Source organism: Dokdonella aquatica (assembly GCF_051987395.1).
Classification (GTDB): Bacteria; Pseudomonadota; Gammaproteobacteria; order Xanthomonadales; family Rhodanobacteraceae; genus Dokdonella.
Genome location: NZ_CP197094.1, coordinates 4,532,218 through 4,552,353 on the forward strand (window position 1 = coordinate 4,532,218; position 20,136 = coordinate 4,552,353).

The window sequence follows — 20,136 nt, forward strand, 5'->3', positions numbered from 1 at the left end:
TTCTCCATGAAGATGCTCCACCTCGCCATGATGCTGGCCGCAGGCGGCCTGCTCGTGGCGTGCAGCAGCGGCCCGGTACGCCGCGTCAGTCCGCCGACCGCGTCGATCCAGGAGCTCGTGCTGCAGCCCGGAGGCGAGTGGAAGCTCATCGTGCGCGTGCAGAACTTCAGCAACGTGCCGATGACGTTCAGCAACCTCGACGCGAAGCTCCACATCACGGGCAAGGAAGTCGCGACCGTGCGATCGACCGTCGACCTCGACATCCCCGGCGAGAGTGCCGACGTGTTTTCGCTCGTCGTCACACCGGCCTCCGGTTCGAAACTCGATCCGGGCCACGATTTCGCCTACGAACTCAAGGGCACGATCGAGAGCCGTGATCCGAAGGGCACGTTCCCGTTCGAGCGCACGAGCCGCCTGTCGCCCGTGCCCGGCCTGTCCAATACCTGGCGCTGAACCGCGCGCCGCTCCTCGACAAGGATTCCCGATGACCCGTTACGCCGCCCCGCTCAAGGATGTCCGCTTCGCGCTGTACGACGTGCTCGGCGCCGAAGCGCTGTTCCAGCGCCTGCCCGGTTTCGAATCGGCGACGCCCGACATCGTCGACGCGGTGCTCGAGGAGGCCGCGAAGTTCGCCGAGCAGGTGCTCGCGCCGATCAACCACAGCGGCGACCAGGAAGGCTGCGTGCTCGACAAGGCCTCGGCCAGCGTGACCACGCCGAAGGGCTTCAAGGAGGCCTACGCGACCTATGTCGACGGCGGCTGGTCGACGCTGACGACGCCCGAGAAGTTCGGCGGCCAGGGCCTGCCCGAGACGGTCGGCGCGATCGTCAAGGAGTTCATCGACGCGGCCAACGTGTCGTGGGGCAACTTCCCGATGCTGTCGCACGGTTCGGTCGAGGCGCTCAAGGCGCACGGCGAGGCGTGGCAGCAGGAAGCCTTCCTCAAGCCGATCACCGACGGCCGCTGGACCGGCACGATGTGCCTGACCGAACCGCATTGCGGCACCGACCTCGGCCTGCTCAAGACGCGCGCCGAACCGCAGGCCGACGGCAGCTACCGCGTCACCGGCACCAAGATCTTCATCACCGCGGGCGAGCACGACCTCACCGAGAACATCGTGCATCTCGTGCTCGCGCGCCTGCCCGACGCCCCTCCGGGCGTGAAGGGCATCTCGCTGTTCATCGTGCCGAAGTTCAAGGTCGGCAAGGACGGCGTCGCCGGCGAGCGCAACACGCTCGCGGTCGGCTCGATCGAGCACAAGATGGGCATCAAGGCCTCGGTCACCTGCGTCATGAACTTCGACGGCGCCGAAGGCTGGCTGATCGGCGCACCGCACAAGGGCCTCAACGCGATGTTCACGATGATGAACACCGCGCGCCTCGCGGTCGGCGTGCAAGGCCTCGGCCTCACCGAGCGCGCTTACCAGAACGCGCTCGCCTACGCGCGCGACCGCGTGCAGATGCGTGCGCTGACCGGCGCCAAGTTCCCCGAGAAGCCGGCCGATCCGCTGCTCGTGCACCCCGACATCCGTCGCATGCTGCTCACGCAGAAGGCGTTCGCGGAAGGCTGCCGCGTGCTCGCGCTGTACGCCTATCTGCAGCACGACATCGCCACGCACTCGCCCGATGCCGAGGAGCGCGAACGCGCCGACCAGCTCGTCTCGTTCCTCACGCCGATCGTCAAGGGCCTGCTGACCGAGCTCGCCCAGGAGGCCACCTACGACGCCGTGCAGGTGTTCGGCGGACACGGCTATATCGCCGAGACCGGCGTCGAGCAGTACGCACGCGATGCGCGCATCACGACGATCTACGAAGGCACCACGCAGATCCAGGCCAACGACCTGCTCGGCCGCAAGATCCTGCAACTGCAGGGTGCCGGCCTCAAGCATTTCCTCGGCGAGATCTCGGCGTTCTGCCAGTCCGCCGCGGCCGATCCCGCCCTCGGCGAGTTCGTCGCGCCGCTCGCGATCGTGACCAAGGAATGGAGCGACATCACCCAGGAAGTCGCCCGCCGCGCCCAGGCCAATCCCGACGAGATCGGCGCAGCCGCGGTCGACTACCTGTTCTACTCGGGCTACGTCGCGCTCGCCTACTTCTGGGTGCGCAGCGTCGCCGCCGCGGAAACCTCGTCGCACGGTGCCGACTTCAAGGATTCCAAGCGCCACACCGCACGCTTCTATTTCAGCCGCATCCTGCCGCGCATCCATGCGCATGGCGCCGCGATACGCGCCGGCGCGGACACGCTCATGGCGATGCCGGATGCCCAGTTCGGATAGTCCTCCCACGGTGAACCACGATGGATTCGCAGGCCGACCTCCACATCCGACTCGCCGACGTCGATGACGACGCGTTCATCCTCGGCCTCGTCGATCGATTCGTCGACGGCTTCGAGGTGCCGAAGCTGCGACGACGCGGCGAGTACAAGGAAGGCATCCGCCGCGACCTCGCGCGCCACCTGAGCGAGCAGCCGGCCGGTACCCACGTGTTCGTCGCCGAGAACGACGACGGCGAACGCGTCGGCTTCCTGCACCTGCACACCAACATCGATTTCTTCTCGGGCCTGCCGAACTGTCACATCGCCGACCTCGCCGTCGCGCCGGGCCACGATGGCCACGGCGTCGGCACCGGCCTGCTCGCCTACGCGGAACGCTGGGCACGCGACCACCGCTGCCGCTGGCTCGGCCTCGCCGTATTCCCCGGCAACACGCGGGCGCGAGAGCTCTACGAGCGCAGCGGTTTCGAGGTCGAGACGCTGCGCATGGTCAAGCCGCTGCGCTGATCGCGGCAGCGGCTTCACGGCGTGCCGCCTCGCGCGGCTCGTCGGACGGAGCAACGCGTATTCCATCGCCTCGCGTCGATCGCACACGCGGCAACGCTCCGCATGCACGATCTCCGGTCATGCCGCCACACGCAAGCTGTCGCGCACATGTCACCGGGTTTGGTCTATGCTCCGCCGGCGCAATGCAGTGCATGGACCGGCGGTTACGGTGCCGGTGACGTTTCCTCGAAGGAGGTGCGAATGCTGGCGGACGTGCGAAGACCAGGCGATCACATCGCGACGCGGGTGCTGTCCCTCGACGCGGGCGGGCGCATCATGGACTGGATCTCGTGGCAGGAAGCCACCTGCCTCTACGTGCGCAATGCCGTCGCGTGGACGCTCGGCGAGCCGTGCCTGACCATCCATGGCGGCACCAGCCGCCTGACCGGGCAGACCAGCACGCTCGACCTGCACCCGATCGTCGCGAGCACGGGCCATGCGCGCATCCGCGCGATCGACCCCGCGCCTGCCCTGACCAACGTCGCGCTGTTCTCGCGCGACCGCATGCTGTGCCTGTATTGCGGACAGCATTTCTCGCGTGGCGACCTCACGCGCGACCACGTGATCCCGATCTCGCGCGGTGGCCGCGACACCTGGCAGAACGTCGTCACCGCCTGCCTCGCCTGCAATGTGCGCAAGGGTTGCCGCACACCGCAGCAGGCCAAGATGCCGCTGCTCGCCGTGCCGTATCGCCCGAGCTGGGTCGAGCACCTGATCCTCTCGAACCGCAACATCCTCGCCGACCAGATGGAATTCCTGGTCAGCCACCTGCCGAAGAAGCAGCCGCGCGCGGAGATGCCGTTGCCGGTGTGAGTCGCGACCGATCAGGTGTGCGACCGAATGGCGTCGACGCATCGACGCATGCGTCTTTTGCTGCAGCGATCCGATCGATCCTGAGTTCGCCCGCCTCGCTCCGGCGCAAGCGGGAAGCGCGTCAACAGCGCGCAGCAGGAGTCATGTCCTCAAGTACCGCAGCGCACTCGCCGCTTCGCGATCGCGCAGAGCGTCGATCGCCCTGCTGGCAGGTGTTGGATCGGACGGAGGCGCTGGATCCCGGCCTTCGCCGGGATGACGAGCCCTTGCATGACGGGGTCCGATGACACGGTTGTGTCTGCATTTCGGGGCACGGATCACACGCCTCACGCCTCACGCCTCACGCCTCACGCCTCACGCCTCACACCTCACACACGACCATCACGTATCGCGCCGCGGGCCACTCCAGCGCGTGCCGTAGAGGTCGTGGCGGCGATCCTTGAGGTTCTGCACGGTGCCGTCGTTGCGCGCGCGGGCGAGATCCTCGAGGCGCAGGTCGGCCCACAGCACCATCTCGGTGTTCGGCGTCGAATCGGCGGCGACACCATCGCGCGCGAACGGGAAGTCGCACGGCGTCAGGATGCAGCTCTGCGCGTACTGGATATCGAAGTTGTTGACGCCCGGCAGGTTGCCGACGTTGCCCGACAGCACCACGTAGCACTGGTTCTCGACCGCGCGTGCCTGGCTGCAGTAGCGCACGCGCAGGTAGCTCTGTCGTTCGTCGGTGCAGAACGGCACGAACAGGATCAGCGCCCCTTGGTCGATGAGGTGGCGCGCGAGTTCGGGGAATTCCGAGTCGTAGCAGATCAGCACGCCGATCGGGCCGCAGTCGGTCGGGATCGCCGCGGCGCGGCTGCCGCCCTTGATGCCCCACCACGTGCGTTCGTTCGGCGTCGGGTGGATCTTCTCCTGCACGTGCACGGAACCGTCGCGCAGGCAGACGTGGCAGAGGTTGCGCATCGTGCCGTCGACGAGGGTCGGATGCGAGCCGCCGATGATGTTGATGTTGTAGCGCACGGCCAGGTCCGAGAACAGCGCGCGCACGCGCGCCGTGTAGTCGGTGATGCGCCGGATCGCCTCGACCGAGGGCAGCCTCGCGTTCTCGATCGACAGCAGTTGCAGCGTGATCATCTCGGGAAAGACCACGAAATCCGATTCGTAGCCCGCGGCGATGTCGACGAAGTACTCGACCTGCGTCGCGAACGCCTCGAACGAGTCGATGCGGCGCTGCTGGTACTGGATCGTCGCGACACGCACGCGGTCCGGCAGGCGCGCGGCATGGCGCGGCGTCGGCGTCTCGGGCTGGTCGTGGCGATCCGGATTGCGCCACGCGAGATGCGCGGCATAGCCCATCGACTCGCGGTCACCGGGCACGTAGTGCTCGAGCACGCCGATCAGTTCGAAGCCGTTGCGCAGCTGGAAGCTCAGCGCCGCGTCGCGCTGGCGCCCCTCGCGTACGGCCTCGACGTAGGCATCGACCGAGCCGAGGCTGCGGATGCGTTTCTCGAGGCCCGGCAGGCGTCCGCCGAACACGATGCCGCGCAGGCGCAGGGATCGGCACAGTTTCTTGCGCGCCTCGTACAGGCGGCGGCCGATACGCAGGCCGCGGAACGCCGGATCCACGCACACGTCCATGCCGTACAGCCAGTCGCCATCGGGATCGTGGCGCGACGCGTAGCCGCCGCCCGTGATCTCGTCCCAGGCGTGTGGTGCCATCGCGGTGGCCTCGTCGATGCGGAACGTCGCGCAGAAGCCGACCACCTTGCCGTCGTACGCGGCGACGAACTGGCCTTGCGGGAAGCGAGCCTGCTGGCCGCGCACCATGTCGGCCGAATGCCCCCACTCGGCGCCGTAGACACGAGCGGTGAGATCGACGATCGCGTCGATGTCGGCGGCGCCGGCCTGGCGCACGACGAGGCGGGGAGCGGGAGTCGTCATCGGCGGACACTCGCATGAAGGACACGGCAGCCTAGCGCGGCGGCGCCTCGGCGCCGCTGAACGCCGGACGGCACGTTCCCGGTCATGGAGGCATGGCGTATGCTCGGGCGATCCGCGTCGCCACGAGGCGCCGCGTACGGGGGGATTCGTTCATGTTCAAGCGGCTTCTGGCCCGACTGTTCGGCACTGCCGGACGCAAGCCAGGCACCCAGGAAAGGGATTTCGAAACGCTCAACCGCCACGCGCCGCTGCGCTCGGCGACCGCGACGCCGCGCCCGGAAGGCCACGCCGAGCCCGAGCCCCCGAGCGGCTTCATCTGCCGCGAGACGATCCTCGGCCGCGACCACCGCGTCGCCGGCTACCAGTTCATGCTCCAGCACGGCACGCGCGAGCGCATCCGTTCGCGCAGCCGGCGCATCCACCACGTGTACGCCGAAGTGCTCGTGCGCAACATCCTCAAGCTGGACGTGCTGCGCCTGCTCGGCCACCGCAGGGCGTTCCTCGACGTGCCCGATTCGTTCCTCGAGCACCCGTCGATCACCGAACTGCCGCCGGCCGCGACCGTGCTGATCGTCGGCACGATCCCGTCCGCCGAGCCGATCGATCCGTCCAGGGTGATCGAGTCGGTGCGGCGCCTGCGCGCCCTCGGCTACCGAATCGCGATCGACGTGTCGACCGCCGACGCACCGGGGCTGTACCTGCTGCCGCAAGCCGATTTTGCCGTCGTCGACGCCGGCGTCGGCGATCCGGAACGCCTGCGCACGGTGGCCGACCAGCTGCGCAAGTCCGGCGCCAAGACCCAGATCCTCGCGCGCGACATCCCCACGCACGACGACTTCCTGTTCTGCTTCGGCCTCGGTACGGCGCTGTTCCAGGGTCCGTTCATCACGCGCCGCGAGGACTGGTCCGGCAACACGATGGGCCCGAACACCGCGCGCATCGCCGACCTGCTCGCGCGCCTGCGCCGCGAGGAATCCGACGCCCATGAAATCGCGCAGATCCTGCAACAGGATCCTGCGCTCTCGCTGCGCCTCATGCGCTACATCAACTCCGCCTCGATAGGCATGCGCGACGAGATCACCTCGATCGAGCGCGCCCTCCTGCTGCTCGGCCGCGAGAAGACCTACCGCTGGCTCATGCTGCTGATCTACAGCGCGGACAAGGGCTCGGCACGATCGGCGGCACTGCTCGAGAGCGCGCTCGTGCGCGCACGCATGATGGAACTGGTCGGCGCGAACCGCCCCGAGCGCGAACGCGACGCGCTGTTCCTGGTCGGCCTGCTCTCGCTCGTCGACGCGATGCTGCAGATCCCCCTGCAGGAGGCCATGGCCTCGCTGTCGACGGCCCCCGAGATCGAAGCCGCCGTGGTGCGCGGCGAAGGCCCGATGGCCGACCTGCTCACGCTCGCGATCGCCTGCGAGAACGACGATCTCGGCTCGCTCACCGCCGCGGCCGAGAAGTGCGGCGTCACGCCGGAATACGCGAGCGAACAGCATCTGCTGGCCCTCGTCTGGGCGCTCGACGTGGCGGATTGACGCGGCATCGGTCTGACCTGCCCTGAACCGGCCCGGAAGCCGCCACGGCGGCGCCACCGGCGTTCCTTGCCCCGCCCTGCCGGGTGGCCGAAAATACGCGCCTGACCGCCGGCAACTCCCCTGAATGATCGATCCGACCCGCTATCCGCGCCTCTCGCGCATCGAAAGCCCCGCCGACCTGCGTCGCTTCCCCGAGTCCGAACTCGTCGACGTCGCGCGCGAAGTGCGCGACTACCTCGTCGAGTCCGTCGCGAGCTCCGGTGGCCACTTCGGCGCGGGGCTCGGCGTCATCGAGCTGACGGTCGCCCTGCACTACCTCTACGAGACGCCCGAAGACCGCCTCGTCTGGGATGTCGGCCACCAGTGCTACCCGCACAAGATCCTGACCGGCCGCCGCGACCGCATCACGACGATCAAGAAGAAGGACGGCCTCGCGCCGTTCCCGCGCCGCGAGGAGAGTCCCTACGACACGTTCGGCGTCGGCCATTCGTCGACGTCGATCGGCGCCGCGCTCGGCATGGCCATCGCCGCACAGCGCAAGGCCGACCCTCGCCGCATCGTCGCGGTGATCGGTGACGGCGCGATGACGGCCGGCATGGCGTTCGAGGCGCTCAACCACGGCGGCGACGTCAAGCCCGACATGCTGGTGATCCTCAACGACAACCAGATGTCGATCAGCGAGAACGTCGGCGCGCTGACGCAGATGCTCGCGCGCCTCATGGCCAGCCGCACGCTCAACCGCATGCGCGAGCACGGCAAGCGCATGATGAAGCGCGAGGGCTTCCTGTGGCGCTTCCTCAAGCGCTGGGAGGAACATGCCAAGGGCATGTTCATGCCGAGCACGCTGTTCGAGGAATTCGGGTTCCACTACACGGGGCCGATCGACGGCCACGACCTGCCGCAGCTCCTGCACGCGCTCAAGACGCTGCGCGAACTCAAGGGTCCACAGTTCCTGCACGTCGTCACCACCAAGGGCAAGGGCTACGCACCCGCCGAGCGCGAGCAGATCGAGTACCACGCGGTCGGGCCGTTTGATCCCGGCAAGGGACTCGCCAAGAAGGCGGGCGCGGCAAAGCCGACCTATACCGAGATCTTCGGGGACTGGCTCTGCGACATGGCCGTCGCGGACGACCGCCTCCACGCCATCACGCCGGCGATGCGCGAAGGCTCGGGCCTCGTGCGCTTCTCGCGCGAACACCCCGAGCGCTACTTCGACGTCGGCATCGCCGAGCAGCACGCGGTCACGTTCGGCGCCGGCATGGCCTGCGAAGGCGCCAAGCCGGTCGTCGCGATCTACTCGACGTTCCTGCAGCGCGCCTACGACCAGCTCATCCACGACGTCGCCCTGCAGGACCTCGACGTGCTGTTCGCGATCGACCGCGCCGGCCTCGTCGGTCCGGACGGCGCGACGCACTCGGGCAGCTTCGACCTGTCGTTCCTGCGCTGCGTCCCGAACATGGTCGTGATGGCGCCGTCCGACGAGAACGAATGCCGTCGCATGCTGACCACGGGCTTCCTGCACCAGGGTCCGGCCGCCGTGCGCTATCCGCGCGGCACCGGCACCGGCGCCGCACTCGACGCGGGCCTCGAGCCGCTGCCGATCGGCAAGGGCATCGTGCGCCGCCACGGCCACGGCATCGCGCTGCTCGCGTTTGGCGCACTCGTAACACCGGCCGCGAAGGTCGCCGACGCACTCGATGCGACGCTCGTCGACATGCGCTTCGTCAAGCCGCTCGACGAGGCCCTCGTGCTCGACCTCGCGCGCACGCACGGCGCGTTCGTGACGCTCGAGGACAACGCGATCCAGGGCGGTGCCGGCAGCGGCGTGGCCGAATGCCTCGCCGCGCACGGCGTGGTCGTGCCCGTGCTGCACCTCGGCCTCGCCGACAGCTACCTCGAGCACGCGAGCCGCGAGGAACTGCTCGCCGAGTCGGGCCTTGACGCAGCGGGCATCGAGTCCGCCGTGCGCACGCGCTTCGGCGACCTCGTGCCTGTCCCGGCGATGCGCAGCGCGGGCTGAGCCCGCGACGGCGGAATCGCCTGCGGCGGTTCCGCCCTACCCGAGAAGCGCGTCACGCGTAGGGCGGAACCCGCGCAGCGGATTCCGCCTTGCACCTGCGGCATCGTCACATGCGGCGTCGACGCGCGCCCCTCCCGTTCCGCCGATGGATCCAGCGGATGCGGCCGTATCGATGCGACGCACCTCCTGGATAGACGGCGGAATCGCCTGCGGCGGTTTCGCCCTATTCCGCAACGCGTCCGAGCGTGACGCGGTCACGTGATTCGAGGTCCTGCGCCGTCGTGACGTCCGCAAAACCGTTCGCGGAGAGGATCGCACGCACCGCCTCGCCCTGGTTCCAGCCGTGCTCGACGAGCAGCCAACCGCCCGGCACCAGGTGGCGCGGCGCCTGCGCGGCGATCGTGCGGATCGCGTCGAGGCCATCCTCACCGGACGCGAGCGCAGCGGCCGGTTCGAAACGCAGGTCGCCTTCGCCCAAGTGCACATCACCGGCTTCGATGTAGGGCGGGTTCGAGGCGATCACGTCGAAACGGCGCGTGCCGAGCGGCACGCACCAGTCACCTTGCGAGAACGTCACGTTGCCGATGCCCAGGCGCTGTGCGTTGCCACGCGCGACCGCGAGCGCTGCTTCGCTCGCATCGGTGGCGAGCACACGCGCCTGCGGACGCTCGCTCGCGAGCGCTAGCGCGATCGCGCCCGATCCCGTACCGAGGTCGGCGACGTCGCACACGGCATCGGGCGGAATGCGCTCGAGCGCGAGCTCGACGAGGCGCTCGGTATCGGCACGCGGGATCAGCACATCGGGCGTGACGACGAGATCGAAGGTCCAGAAGCCGCGCTGGCCGACGAGGTAGGCGATCGGTGTACCGTTGCGACGCGCGGCCACCAGCGTCTGGAAGCGTTGCCGCTGCGCATCGTCCGGCACCGCATCGGCGTGTGCGAACAGCCATGCCCGCGACCGCTCGAGCGCGTGCGCGAGCAGCAGCTCGGCCTCGTGGCGCGCCTCGCCGCCTCCGGGTGGAGCGGCACCACGCAGCAGATCGGCGACCGTGGTCATCGCGCATCTCCGGGACACGACCATGCAGGGACACGGGAATGACCTGTCCCGACGCGCGCACGCTGCGCTGTCGGCATGCTGGCGCCGGGTCCCGACGACGCAACATCGTCGCATCGCCGGAACCGGCATCCACGACGGCGCGGGCGTGGGCTCACGCCGCACCTGCAGCCGGCGGCGGAGGCGGCGGCACGTCGATCGCCGGTTGCGGACGGCGCCACGGCGTCCAGTAGCCGCCGCGCGTCCACGCCGCGAACGCCGCACGCGACCAGCGCACGAGCGCCGCGGCGAGCCACAGCGCCCAGGCGAGCATCGCGAGGTTGTACGCCCACAACGGCAGCGACACGATGCTCGCAACCGGCAGCACGTCGTCGGCGTGATCGGCGAACCAGTTCAGGATGCTGCCCCAGGACTGGGCGCCGCGCACGACCATGTCCGGCGAGCCGAGCAGGCCGTTGTGCACGCTCGCGAACAGACAGCTGAACGCGATCAGGGTCAGGCCCGCGAGCGCAACCTGCGCGAGGTTGAAGCGCCAGCCCGGCACGACTTCGCGGCGGGCGCGCCAGTCGAACGCGAACAGCCATGCGACGACGACACCGAGCGCGAGCCACGAGAACGTCGAGAAGCCGATGCCGAGCAGCAGCCACTGATGGAAGCGCAGCGGACCCGGTCGCCAGCGCGACAGCAGCCATGCGAGCACGACCATCGCGAGCAGTTCGCCCCAGAACAGCACGGCAGGACCGACCGGCGGGCCGAACGCGGCGAGCAGCCAGCGGTCTCCCGGAACGGTGACGCGCAGATCGATGTTCGCGGACGGCATGCCGAGTGCGAAGGCGGGCGTGGCCGAACGCATGCCGATCGGCGTCGCGTCGCGCAGGCGCACCTCGTAGCGCTGCGTGCCGGGCGATACCGGCAGGCTCAGCACGCCGTCACGCGGCCGCACGCCGAGCGTCGCGCCGTCGCGCGTGACCGCAAGCACCTCGAGGCCCTTGGGCAGGCGAACGGCATGCTCGCCGCCCTGGCTCGCACGCACCGTGAATGCGAGCGTTTGCGTCGTCGCACGCTCGCCGATCTCGCTGGAGACCTGCACGCCGTCGATCGCGCGCGTCGCGCCGTCGACAGCAGCCGGTCGCGTGACCGTGATCGTGAGCGTTTCGCCGGGCAACGGATGGAACACGAACTCGCGATGGCCGCCCGTGGCGGCACCGCCTTCCGGCGCCGATTCCGGCACCCCGGCGAACGTGACGTGCCAGGTCGGACTTGCGGCGACACGCCAGACCTCGGCGCGTTCGCCGAGCGGCGGCGCGACGAGCGTGATCGTGTCCGTGTTGTCGAGCGTGGCATCCCAGCCGGTCTCGTCCGCGCCGTCGGCGAGCGCGGCGGTGACACGGCCGTTGCGCACGCGCAGGCCAGGCGTCGACACGCGCTCGCCCGTGAGCACCGGCACATCGACCGTGAAACCGCCACTCTCCGGAGCAAGCCGCTCGACGTCCGTACGGGTGGACCACTCGAGATCGAGCGACAACACGCGCGTGACGCGCACATAGGCCGGGAACTGCTGCACCTCCTCCGCCGCCGGGCCACCAGCCGCATCGCGCGTGCGCAGCAGCGTCAGCGTTTCGGTCATGAGGCGGTCGTCGACGAGACCGCCGGCCTGCCAGTCGCCCCCCTCGGCGACCTCCACACGACGCGGCGCGAGCGTGAACGCGAGGTCGACCTTGTCGCGCGCGGCGGCGAACACGAGCTCGACGCGATGCACACCGCGGCCGAGCGCGATCCACGGTTTGCCGCCGACACGCGCGAGGCTGTCGTCCGCTGCGCCATCGACACGCAGCGAGCGCAACACGAGCCCCTTCTCGTCGATCGGCAACGGCACGGCGACGCGCTCGAGGGCGTGCACCTCGAGCACGACACGGATCTCGTCGGCGCGCGCCGTGACCTGGGCGAGCGGCATCGAGGCACAGGCGGACGCGCACTTCGGCACCTCGACGAGACGCTCGCGCCATTGCTGCAGAAGCTCCTGCGACGGCCAGCCCTGCGCTTGCGCCGGCGCGACCATCGAGAACGGCAGCAGCGACACCAGCGTCATGCCCGCGAGTGCAGGAACCGACGCACGGCGCGGCCGCCACGACACGCCGCGCAGCAGGCGCCAGGCCAGCCAGCCCAGCAGCGCGACGAGGATGAGGCGCAGCGGGCGCACGACCCACGGCGGCGCGACGAGCAGGTTGACGGTCTGCGATGCCGGCACCGGGCCGGACCACGTCAGCGTGTGACGCGTCCCGAGGCGCCAGCCGGGCTCGCCGCCACCGGTCTGCACGACGGTGTTCTCGCTGTACTTCTTCATGATGTCGACGCTGCGCAGTCGGGAGCCGGTGACCACGACCGATTCGAGCGCGTCGGACGAGCCGGCCTCGGCGCGACTGCCCTTGTGCTTCCACAGTCCCTGCACGGGCGCTTCCGCCGCCACACTCGGCTTGGGTGCAGGTGGCGGCGGCGGCGGAGGCTCGAGATTCGGCGCCGCATCGGTGTAACGGTCGACGTTGTCTTCATAGAACCCGGCCGGATACGCGACCGCGCCGGTGTCGTCGGCGAGCTGCGGATACAGCGCCGTGCGCAGCTGCGTCGCCATGAACGGCACCGCGACGATCACGAACACGACGAGCGCGGCGATGCGCAGGCCGCCCGTGAACCGCGAGAGTCGTCCCACCGGCAGCGCGCGTACGACGAGCGCGAGCACGATCACCGCGAGCAGCGACCACAGCGGCGAGCCTCCTTCCTGGAAGCCGAGCAGCAGGTAGGCAGCCGCGACGACACCACCGATCGGTCCGAGCAGGCGCGCCGCGAGCATGACGAGGATCGCGACGAGGAACACGTCGAGCAGCGTCCAGCGCGACAGCCAGCTGCCGTTCGCACGGTCACTGCCCGGTGCGGCGACGAGCCGGTAGCCGTACGGCAGGTTCACGGTCGTCGTGACCTGGTCGAAGGTCTGCTGCCAGCCGCCGATCGGCAAGGTGCCGGTACCGTGCGCGATGCGTACGCCTGCAGCGAGGTTCACCTGCGGGATGCGCCACTCGACACCACTCGTACCCTCGCCCTCCCCGCGCGTGACGAGCAGCGCGTCGCCGTCGCCCTCGGCACGCTGCAGCGCGAACGGCGGCGCGACATCGAGGCGCCATCCGCTGTTCATGTGTCCCATCACGCGATCACGCGCGAACCAGCCGTCACCCGAGAAGTCGAGCCAGGCCTCGCGCGCGAGGATCAGACGGTTCGCCTCGTTCTCGAGCTGGCCACGCGATCGGACGTCGATCGTGATGGCATCACCTTCGCCGAGTGCGAACGCCGGCAGCCCATGCCATTCATCGGGAACGTCGGCCTGCGATGGGTCGACCTGCACGGCACCGCTCGCGTGCGTGGTCCGCAGCGACGGCACCGCCTCGTAGCTCCAGATCTCCTGGCGCTGCGCGTCGGCGAGCGCGCGCGCGACGATCTTGTCGATCGGAGCCGTCGCTCGCGCGCGCAAGGTCAGTTCCGCATAGCCTGGCTGCACCTGCACGTGCAGGCGCCCCTGCTCGTCGAGGCGTGCGGGCCAGCCATCGCTGTCGAGCGCGAGCGGCGCGAACCCTTCGGGCAGCACCGGTGCGAGTGCGACTTCACGAACCTGGCCCGATACGTAGAGACGGAACTGCGTCTCGAGCTCGCCGGGCAACGTGTCGGTGAACTTGCGGAACACGCGCACGTCGAGGCTGTCGGCTTCGACCGTGGCATCGGCGGCACGTCCCAGCGTGACGCGATCACCTTCACGCTGCACGGGTGTCACCGCGCGACCGTCGATCGTCAACGCGACGATCGCGGTCGGCGACGGCACGGCCAGCTGCTGCGGGCGCTCGCGCCACGGAATGCGCGCGCGCAGCACATGCGTGCCTGCGGTCAGCCAGACATTCGGACCGTTGCGATCGACGACCGGCGCGGGTTGGCCGTCGACGGTGACCTGCTGCGGCCAATGCTCGGCATCGCCGGGCAGTGCGACCCAGGCATCGATGTCGACGCGCCAGCGCTGTTCGAGCGCCGCGCCGTTCGCGTCGGCGACGATCGACAAGGTGCCGGGCCACGTGCACGCGTAGTCGTCGCGGCCCTGCCCTGCTCGTCCGGCGATCAGCGGGCAGGCGCGGAACTCCTCGCCCTTGAGCACCCAGCCGCGCCAGGCCTCGAGCGAGGACGGCGTCTGCGCCCATGACGTTGCGATGCCTGCGCAAAGCAGGGCGAGGACCACGAGCCACCATCGACGCACGGGAGTCTCCTTCTCATGGGATGCGCAGGTGCAACGCGGTGCGCCGCGTCGCGGGATTTCGTGAAGCGCGCGGTCAGTGCGCGAGCAGGCGCCAGCCCTGCTCGAGGCAGGCCAGCACGAAACCGGTCAGGAAGAACAGGTAGCTGTAGCGCAGGTAGCGGTACTTGTGGTGCGCGAGGTAGGTGCCGAGCGAGTAGACGTCGGACGCCCAGGTCGCATACGGCGTGCCGTCGGGCATCAGCACGCGATTCATCTCGCGCAGGTAGCGCTCGCGCGAGAGCTCGGCGAAGTGGCCGAAGAACAGAAGATTGAAGTGCGGCGGCAAGGTCTCGTCCTTGAGCCGGATCGGCCGGTATTTCGGCAGCACGGCGAGGATCGCGAGCAGCAGCGCGAGCAGCGTGAAGCCGGCGAGGATCAGCACCGACGTGCGCAACTCGGGATCGGCGAGACGTCCGAGCGACAGCGTCAGCACGATCGACGACACCGTGATGATGATGTTGGCCTTGGTGTCGGCCATCGCCGACAACTGCACGTGGTGCTGCTGCGCGGTGCGCAGCACGTTGTCGGCGGTATTGCGCTCGGGAATCTGCGCGTAGTCCAGCGGGGGCGGCGTCTCGCTCATGCGCAGGCGTTCCGGATCGGGTCCGGCGGCATCTTACTGCGCCACCGGCCCGCCGCGGCGACACGGCCCGGCGGCGTGCCACACTGGCGGCGCCGGCACGCGCCATGACGCGCCGCATGCAGGGCACGCTCGTCGGCACGCACGCGACGACTCGATTCACGGCGGAATCCGCTGAGCGGGTTCCGCCCTACCCGAACCCCTTCTGCGGAATCGGGGGGATGCGTAGGGCGGAGCCCCCGCAGGCGATTCCGCCGTGAGCCTCGCGATCACGCCCAGTCCCTCTTGAGCCAACCGGACCCGGTTCTCGTCGGACATGCATCGACGTGGTCGAGCATGAAGCGACGACTCGATTCACGGCGGAATCCGCTGCGCGGGTTCCGCCCTACCCGATCGTCGCGAGGTACTCGCGATGCTGCAAAGGCGTGAAACGCGGGAGGAACCGCCGCAGGCGATTCCTCCGTGGACGCGAGGACCGTCCGGTCACGCGTCGGCGCAGCCGTCAGGCGCGGGGGCCTCGTCGAGCGCGACGGGTGACTCGGCAGGCGCGCCAACGAAAAAGCCCGGGCACGAGGCCCGGGCTTTGCTTCCAAGAGGGGGGCGGCGGATTCGGGGAGGAAATCCGCCGCCCGGGACGGCGCAGCCTTGGGGAGGGGGGTGCAGACGCCGTCCGTGCGTCGAGCGGGCAAAGCCGCGGCATCGACGCCCAGACGAGATGGGGCCCGCCTTCGCGGGCACAAGGGCTGCGTCATTCCGCCCCACCTCAAGGCCTTCGAACGCACTGCCCGACGCGGGTGTGTCGCGTTCGTGGCGGCCCGATATGATGCGGTGATGATCGTCACCGACCGCTCCCGATGAACCTGCGCGACCTGCGCTACCTCGTCGCGCTCGCCGAGACGCGCCACTTCGGCCGCGCCGCCGAAGCGAGCTTCGTGAGCCAGCCGACCCTGTCGACGCAGATCCGCAAGCTCGAGGAGGAGCTCGGCGTCGCGCTCGTCGAGCGCACCCCGCGCAAGGTGCTGCTGACCGAGGTCGGCCGCGAGATCGCGCAGCGCGCGCGCGACGTGCTCAACGAGGTCGACCAGATCAAGGCGATCGCACGACGCACGCGCGATCCCGAATCGGGCAGCCTGCGCCTCGGCATCTTCCCGACCCTCGGTCCCTACCTGCTGCCGCACGCGGTGCCGATGATCCGCAAGCGCTTCCCTCGCCTCGAGCTGCTGCTCGTCGAGGAGAAGACCGAAGTCGTCGTGCGGCAGCTTCGTGAAGGGCGACTCGACGCCGGCATCCTCGCACTGCCGCTGCACGAGCCGCAGCTGCATGCCGAGCCGCTGTTCGAGGAACCGTTCGTGCTCGCGGTGCCCGAAGGCAGCGCGCTCGCCACGCGCAAGGCCCTGACCCTCGACGATCTCGCCGACCAGAGCGTGCTGCTGCTCGAGGACGGCCACTGCCTGCGCGACCAGGCCCTCGAGGTCTGCCAGCTCGCCGGTGCCGGCGAGAAGGCCGGTTTCCGCGCAACCAGCCTCGAGACGCTGCGCCAGATGGTCGCCGCCGACGTCGGCATCACGCTGCTGCCTACGCTCGCCGTGAAACCGCCGGTGCCGCAGGTCGAGCACGTGCGCATCCTGCCGTTCAGCGGCAAGCCGCCGAGCCGGCACGTCGCGATGGTGTGGCGACGAAGTTCGGCGATGGCGCCGTTCCTGCTCGAACTGGCAGGCGTGCTGCGCGGCCTGCCGCCGGGCCTGCTCGATCCGCGTGCCGAGGCCGAGACACCGGCACGGAAATCCCGCGCCGTCGCGAAACGCTGATCAGCGCGAGGCCGCGTCGCGTGCGGCCTGCCACGCGAGCCGCGTACGGCTCGCCTTGCCGAACACCGCCTCGATGCCGGCACCGTCACCGTCGGCGATGCGCGCACGCAGGTCGGCGACCACCGCGGCATAGCGATCGAGTTCGCCGAGCAAGGCCTCGCGGTTGGCAAGCACGATGTCGCGCCACATCTCGGGGCTGCTCGCGGCGATGCGCGTGAAATCGCGAAAACCCGCGCCGGCCAGCGCGAGCTTGAGCTCGGCGTCGACGCCGTCGACGATCTGCGCGACCAGCGCGTAGGCGAGCACGTGCGGCAGGTGGCTGACCGAGGCGAGCACGCTGTCGTGGCGCTGCACGTCCATCTCGAGCACGCGTGCCCCGGCGCTGCGCCACGCAGCGCGCACGCGCTCGACCGCGTCGACATCGTGGCCGGCCAGCGGCGTGACGATCACGTGGCGGCCGTCGTAGAGGTCGGCGAGTGCGGCGTCGGGACCGTGCACCTCGCGTCCCGCGATCGGGTGCGCCGGCACGAAACGCGCGACCCGCGTGCCGAGCGCCGCCTGCGCGGCCGCGACGACATCGCCCTTGGTGCTGCCTGCATCGGTCACGACCGTGTCCGGACCGAGCCGCGTCGCGATCGACGCGAGGATCGTCGGCGTCTGCGCGACGGGGGCGGCGAGCAGCACGAGATCGGCGTCGGCCACTTCGTCGCCAGGATCGCGCGCGACGCGGTCGACGATGCCGAGTTCGAGCGCGCGTGCGAGCGCGACCTCGTTGCGGTCGACGCCGACGATCGTCCCGACCGCGCCGGCACGCCGCAGCGCACGCGCGAACGATCCGCCGATGAGGCCGACGCCGACGACGACGAGTTTGCTCAGCATGCACGAGGCTCCCGGAACGTGGCGCGGGAGTGTACGCCAGCGCCGCCGGCCGCCATGGCGTGCACGGGGTGTCGAGGGTCCTCGGGCACATTGAGAATACCGGCGCGGTGGGCTACGGTCCGCCGCATGCGTCCCGCAGCCGCCGCGACAGGAGCGTCATCGATGAAACCCGCGATCCGCGTGTCGAGCCTCGATCTCGAACGCCTCGAGAGCCTGCTCGACGAGCCGGCGCACGCGCGCAGCGCGACGGCCGAGGCGCTGCGCGGCGAACTCGCCCGCGCGACGATCCTCGAACCCGCCGGGATGCCGGCCGACGTCGTCACGATGAACTCGACCGCACGCGTGCGTGACCGCCTCAGCGGCGACGACCGCGAAGTGACCCTGGTCTACCCGCGCGACGCCGATGCCGCCGCGGGACGCGTCTCGATCATGGCGCCGCTCGGCAGCGCGATGCTCGGCCTGCGCGTCGGCGACACGATCCACTGGAACGTACCGGGCGGGCGTCCCCTGCATGTCGAGGTCACCGGGCTCGCCTACCAGCCCGAAGCCAGCGGCCACCTGCACCGCTGAGGTCGTTTCCTCCCGTGAAAACGCCTGCCGCGACAACGCGCCGCGCCTTCGTGCTGTGCTGCAACATGGCACTGGTACGCGTGCTATCCTCGCCGCGCTCCTCGGCGGTGACCGCATGATCCTTCCGCGCTACCACATCGGCCCGTCGGGGATCGCCGGCGCCGGCAAAGGCCTGTTCCTCGACGAGGACGTCGAGCGCGGGCGCATCCTTGTCGCGCCCGACGCGATCAACGAAACCTCGAGTTTCGCCGAGATCCTCTCGCGCCCCGATGCCGCGCAGACGTTGCCGGCTACCGTGCGCTGGTTCGAGGACCGCTACACCGTCAGCACCGACTGGCCCGACGAGTGCTACGTGAACCACGCGTTCGAGCCGACCGGGCTGTGGCACCTGGGCTTCATCTTCGCGGCGTCCGCGCTTCCGGCCGGCACCGAGGTCACCGTCGACTACCGCCACCTGCTCGCCCCTGGGCAGGAGGAAGATTTCCGCGATGCGGCCACGGACGCGCCTATCGTCGGATTCACCTGGAAAGAGAGTCTCGGAGCGTCCTCGCAGGCGCTGCTGGCCCTCCTCGACTAGCGAACAGGCATGATCGAGATCCCCGTCCTCGTCACCGAGCGGCTGCGCCTCACGGCGCTGTCGGACAAGCATTTCGAAGCCTACGCGGCGATGCTGGCCAATCCCGAGACCACGCGGTTCATCGGCGACGGTGAACCCCTCGACCGCATGAACGCATGGCGCTCGATGGCCATGCTGCTCGGCCACTGGGTGCTGCGCGGTTACGGCATGTGGGCGGTCGAACTGCGCGACACCGGCGAGTTCGTCGGCCGCGTCGGCCTGCATCATCCGGACGGCTGGCCCGACCTCGAGGTGGGCTGGATGCTGCGTCCCGAGTTCCGCCGCATGGGTTACGCGACCGAGGCCGCGCGCGCCGCGCTCGGCTACGCGTTCTCGCGCCTCGGTGCCGAGCGCGCGATCAGCCTGATCCGCGCCGAGAACACCTCGTCGGAGCGCGTCGCGCGACGCCTCGGCGGCCGCCAGTCGACCACGATCGACTTCCTCGGCAGCGCGACGCTGGTCTACACCTACCACCGCCCCGATCCGGCGACCTGAGCCGCGCAATGCGCCTGCTGCGCCCGCACGACTACCGCCGCACGCGCTGGAAGAACGACGGCGGCTGGACCACGCAGATCGCGTCGGATCCGGCCGATCCCGAGGCCGTCGGCGGCGCGTTCCGCTGGCGCGTCAGCATCGCCGAGATCGAACGCGACGGCCCGTTCTCCTCATTCCCGGGCGTCGATCGCGACCTGCTGCTGCTCGAAGGCAACGGCATCGAGCTCGACATCGACGATGCGCCGACGCGCACGCTGCGCCAGCGCTTCGAAGGCGTGCGTTTCACGGGCGAATCGAGCGTCGACTGCCGCCTGCTGGCCGGCGCGACGCGCGACTTCAACGTCATGGCGCGCCGTGACGCTGTCGTCGCGGAAACCCTTGCGCGACCGCTCGCCGGCGCGATGCTCGTGTTCGGCCAGGCCCGCACGCTGCGTCTCGTGCACGTGTGGTCGGGCCAGGCGACGTTCCGCACCGGCGACGCCCGCCTCGACGCGCGCCAGGGCGACACCGTGATCGCCTCGCCCGCGGCCGGCGAACGCCTCGTCATCGACGGTGCAGGCGAACTCGTGCTCGTGACGTTTCGCGACATCGACGCCTGATGCGGGCGCGACGCACGCGCCCTGCCCGACCGGACAGTCTGTTCCTCTCGATCCGCCTGATCACCATTCGACCGCGCGAGCGCCA

At 69.8% G+C, this 20,136-nt stretch carries 16 protein-coding genes; 11 read left to right on the forward strand and 5 right to left on the reverse strand.

Going from position 1 to position 20,136, the window contains the following annotated elements:
- Nucleotides 1–6 precede the first annotated feature (6 nt).
- The 4 genes from ACQQ2N_RS20215 (at nucleotide 7) to ACQQ2N_RS20230 (ending at nucleotide 3,630) form a co-directional block, all read left to right on the forward strand.
- On the forward strand, nucleotides 7–453 hold the full coding sequence (locus ACQQ2N_RS20215; RefSeq protein WP_440223378.1) for a hypothetical protein: 447 nt from the start codon (nucleotides 7–9) through the stop codon (nucleotides 451–453).
- Nucleotides 454–484: 31 nt separating this feature from the next.
- Nucleotides 485–2,275: an acyl-CoA dehydrogenase C-terminal domain-containing protein gene (locus ACQQ2N_RS20220; RefSeq protein WP_440223379.1), complete on the forward strand. Its 1,791-nt coding sequence runs from the start codon at nucleotides 485–487 to the stop codon at nucleotides 2,273–2,275.
- A gap of 20 nt (nucleotides 2,276–2,295) precedes the next feature.
- A complete protein-coding gene (locus ACQQ2N_RS20225) occupies nucleotides 2,296–2,778 on the forward strand; it encodes an N-acetyltransferase family protein (protein WP_440223380.1) in 483 nt (160 codons plus the stop codon).
- A 240-nt stretch (nucleotides 2,779–3,018) separates the two neighbouring features.
- Nucleotides 3,019–3,630, forward strand: coding sequence for an HNH endonuclease (locus ACQQ2N_RS20230; protein ID WP_440223381.1), 612 nt, complete (start codon nucleotides 3,019–3,021; stop codon nucleotides 3,628–3,630).
- A 381-nt stretch (nucleotides 3,631–4,011) separates the two neighbouring features.
- On the opposite strand, the gene ACQQ2N_RS20235 is transcribed toward ACQQ2N_RS20230, so the two are convergent.
- Nucleotides 4,012–5,568: a GNAT family N-acetyltransferase gene (locus tag ACQQ2N_RS20235; protein ID WP_440223382.1), complete on the reverse strand. Its 1,557-nt coding sequence runs from the start codon at nucleotides 5,566–5,568 to the stop codon at nucleotides 4,012–4,014.
- Nucleotides 5,569–5,720: 152 nt separating this feature from the next.
- On the opposite strand from ACQQ2N_RS20235, the gene ACQQ2N_RS20240 reads away from it, so the two are divergent.
- Nucleotides 5,721–7,103: an EAL and HDOD domain-containing protein gene (locus tag ACQQ2N_RS20240; RefSeq protein ID WP_440223383.1), complete on the forward strand. Its 1,383-nt coding sequence runs from the start codon at nucleotides 5,721–5,723 to the stop codon at nucleotides 7,101–7,103.
- Nucleotides 7,104–7,227: 124 nt separating this feature from the next.
- Nucleotides 7,228–9,123, forward strand: coding sequence for a 1-deoxy-D-xylulose-5-phosphate synthase (dxs, locus tag ACQQ2N_RS20245; RefSeq protein ID WP_440223384.1), 1,896 nt, complete (start codon nucleotides 7,228–7,230; stop codon nucleotides 9,121–9,123).
- 223 nt (nucleotides 9,124–9,346) lie between these two features.
- Here dxs and prmC read toward each other — a convergent pair whose 3' ends face one another.
- The 3 genes from prmC to ACQQ2N_RS20260 all read right to left on the reverse strand — a co-directional run bounded on the left by prmC (nucleotide 9,347) and on the right by ACQQ2N_RS20260 (nucleotide 15,087).
- A complete protein-coding gene (gene prmC, locus ACQQ2N_RS20250; protein WP_440223385.1) occupies nucleotides 9,347–10,180 on the reverse strand; it encodes a peptide chain release factor N(5)-glutamine methyltransferase in 834 nt (277 codons plus the stop codon).
- A 151-nt stretch (nucleotides 10,181–10,331) separates the two neighbouring features.
- On the reverse strand, nucleotides 10,332–14,465 hold the full coding sequence (locus ACQQ2N_RS20255) for a hypothetical protein (RefSeq protein WP_440223386.1): 4,134 nt from the start codon (nucleotides 14,463–14,465) through the stop codon (nucleotides 10,332–10,334).
- A 73-nt stretch (nucleotides 14,466–14,538) separates the two neighbouring features.
- On the reverse strand, nucleotides 14,539–15,087 hold the full coding sequence (locus ACQQ2N_RS20260) for a Pycsar system effector family protein (protein WP_440223388.1): 549 nt from the start codon (nucleotides 15,085–15,087) through the stop codon (nucleotides 14,539–14,541).
- Between the two features lie 851 nt (nucleotides 15,088–15,938).
- Here ACQQ2N_RS20260 and ACQQ2N_RS20265 point away from each other — a divergent pair.
- Entirely contained in the window at nucleotides 15,939–16,892 is a 954-nt protein-coding gene (locus tag ACQQ2N_RS20265; RefSeq protein WP_440223389.1) for a LysR substrate-binding domain-containing protein, read from the forward strand.
- Here the strand turns inward: ACQQ2N_RS20265 and ACQQ2N_RS20270 are convergent, their stop codons facing one another.
- A complete protein-coding gene (locus ACQQ2N_RS20270) occupies nucleotides 16,893–17,771 on the reverse strand; it encodes a prephenate dehydrogenase (protein ID WP_440223390.1) in 879 nt (292 codons plus the stop codon).
- Between the two features lie 162 nt (nucleotides 17,772–17,933).
- Here ACQQ2N_RS20270 and rnk point away from each other — a divergent pair, with 162 nt between their 5' ends.
- The 4 genes from rnk (at nucleotide 17,934) to ACQQ2N_RS20290 (ending at nucleotide 20,051) form a co-directional block, all read left to right on the forward strand.
- Nucleotides 17,934–18,341, forward strand: coding sequence for a nucleoside diphosphate kinase regulator (gene rnk / locus ACQQ2N_RS20275; protein ID WP_440223391.1), 408 nt, complete (start codon nucleotides 17,934–17,936; stop codon nucleotides 18,339–18,341).
- 115 nt (nucleotides 18,342–18,456) lie between these two features.
- The gene (locus ACQQ2N_RS20280) at nucleotides 18,457–18,918 is read left to right on the forward strand and encodes an SET domain-containing protein (RefSeq protein ID WP_440223392.1); all 462 of its coding nucleotides are present in this window, start codon (nucleotides 18,457–18,459) and stop codon (nucleotides 18,916–18,918) included.
- A 9-nt stretch (nucleotides 18,919–18,927) separates the two neighbouring features.
- Entirely contained in the window at nucleotides 18,928–19,452 is a 525-nt protein-coding gene (locus ACQQ2N_RS20285; RefSeq protein WP_440223393.1) for a GNAT family N-acetyltransferase, read from the forward strand.
- 8 nt (nucleotides 19,453–19,460) lie between these two features.
- The gene (locus ACQQ2N_RS20290; RefSeq protein WP_440223394.1) at nucleotides 19,461–20,051 is read left to right on the forward strand and encodes a HutD/Ves family protein; all 591 of its coding nucleotides are present in this window, start codon (nucleotides 19,461–19,463) and stop codon (nucleotides 20,049–20,051) included.
- Nucleotides 20,052–20,136 lie beyond the last annotated feature (85 nt).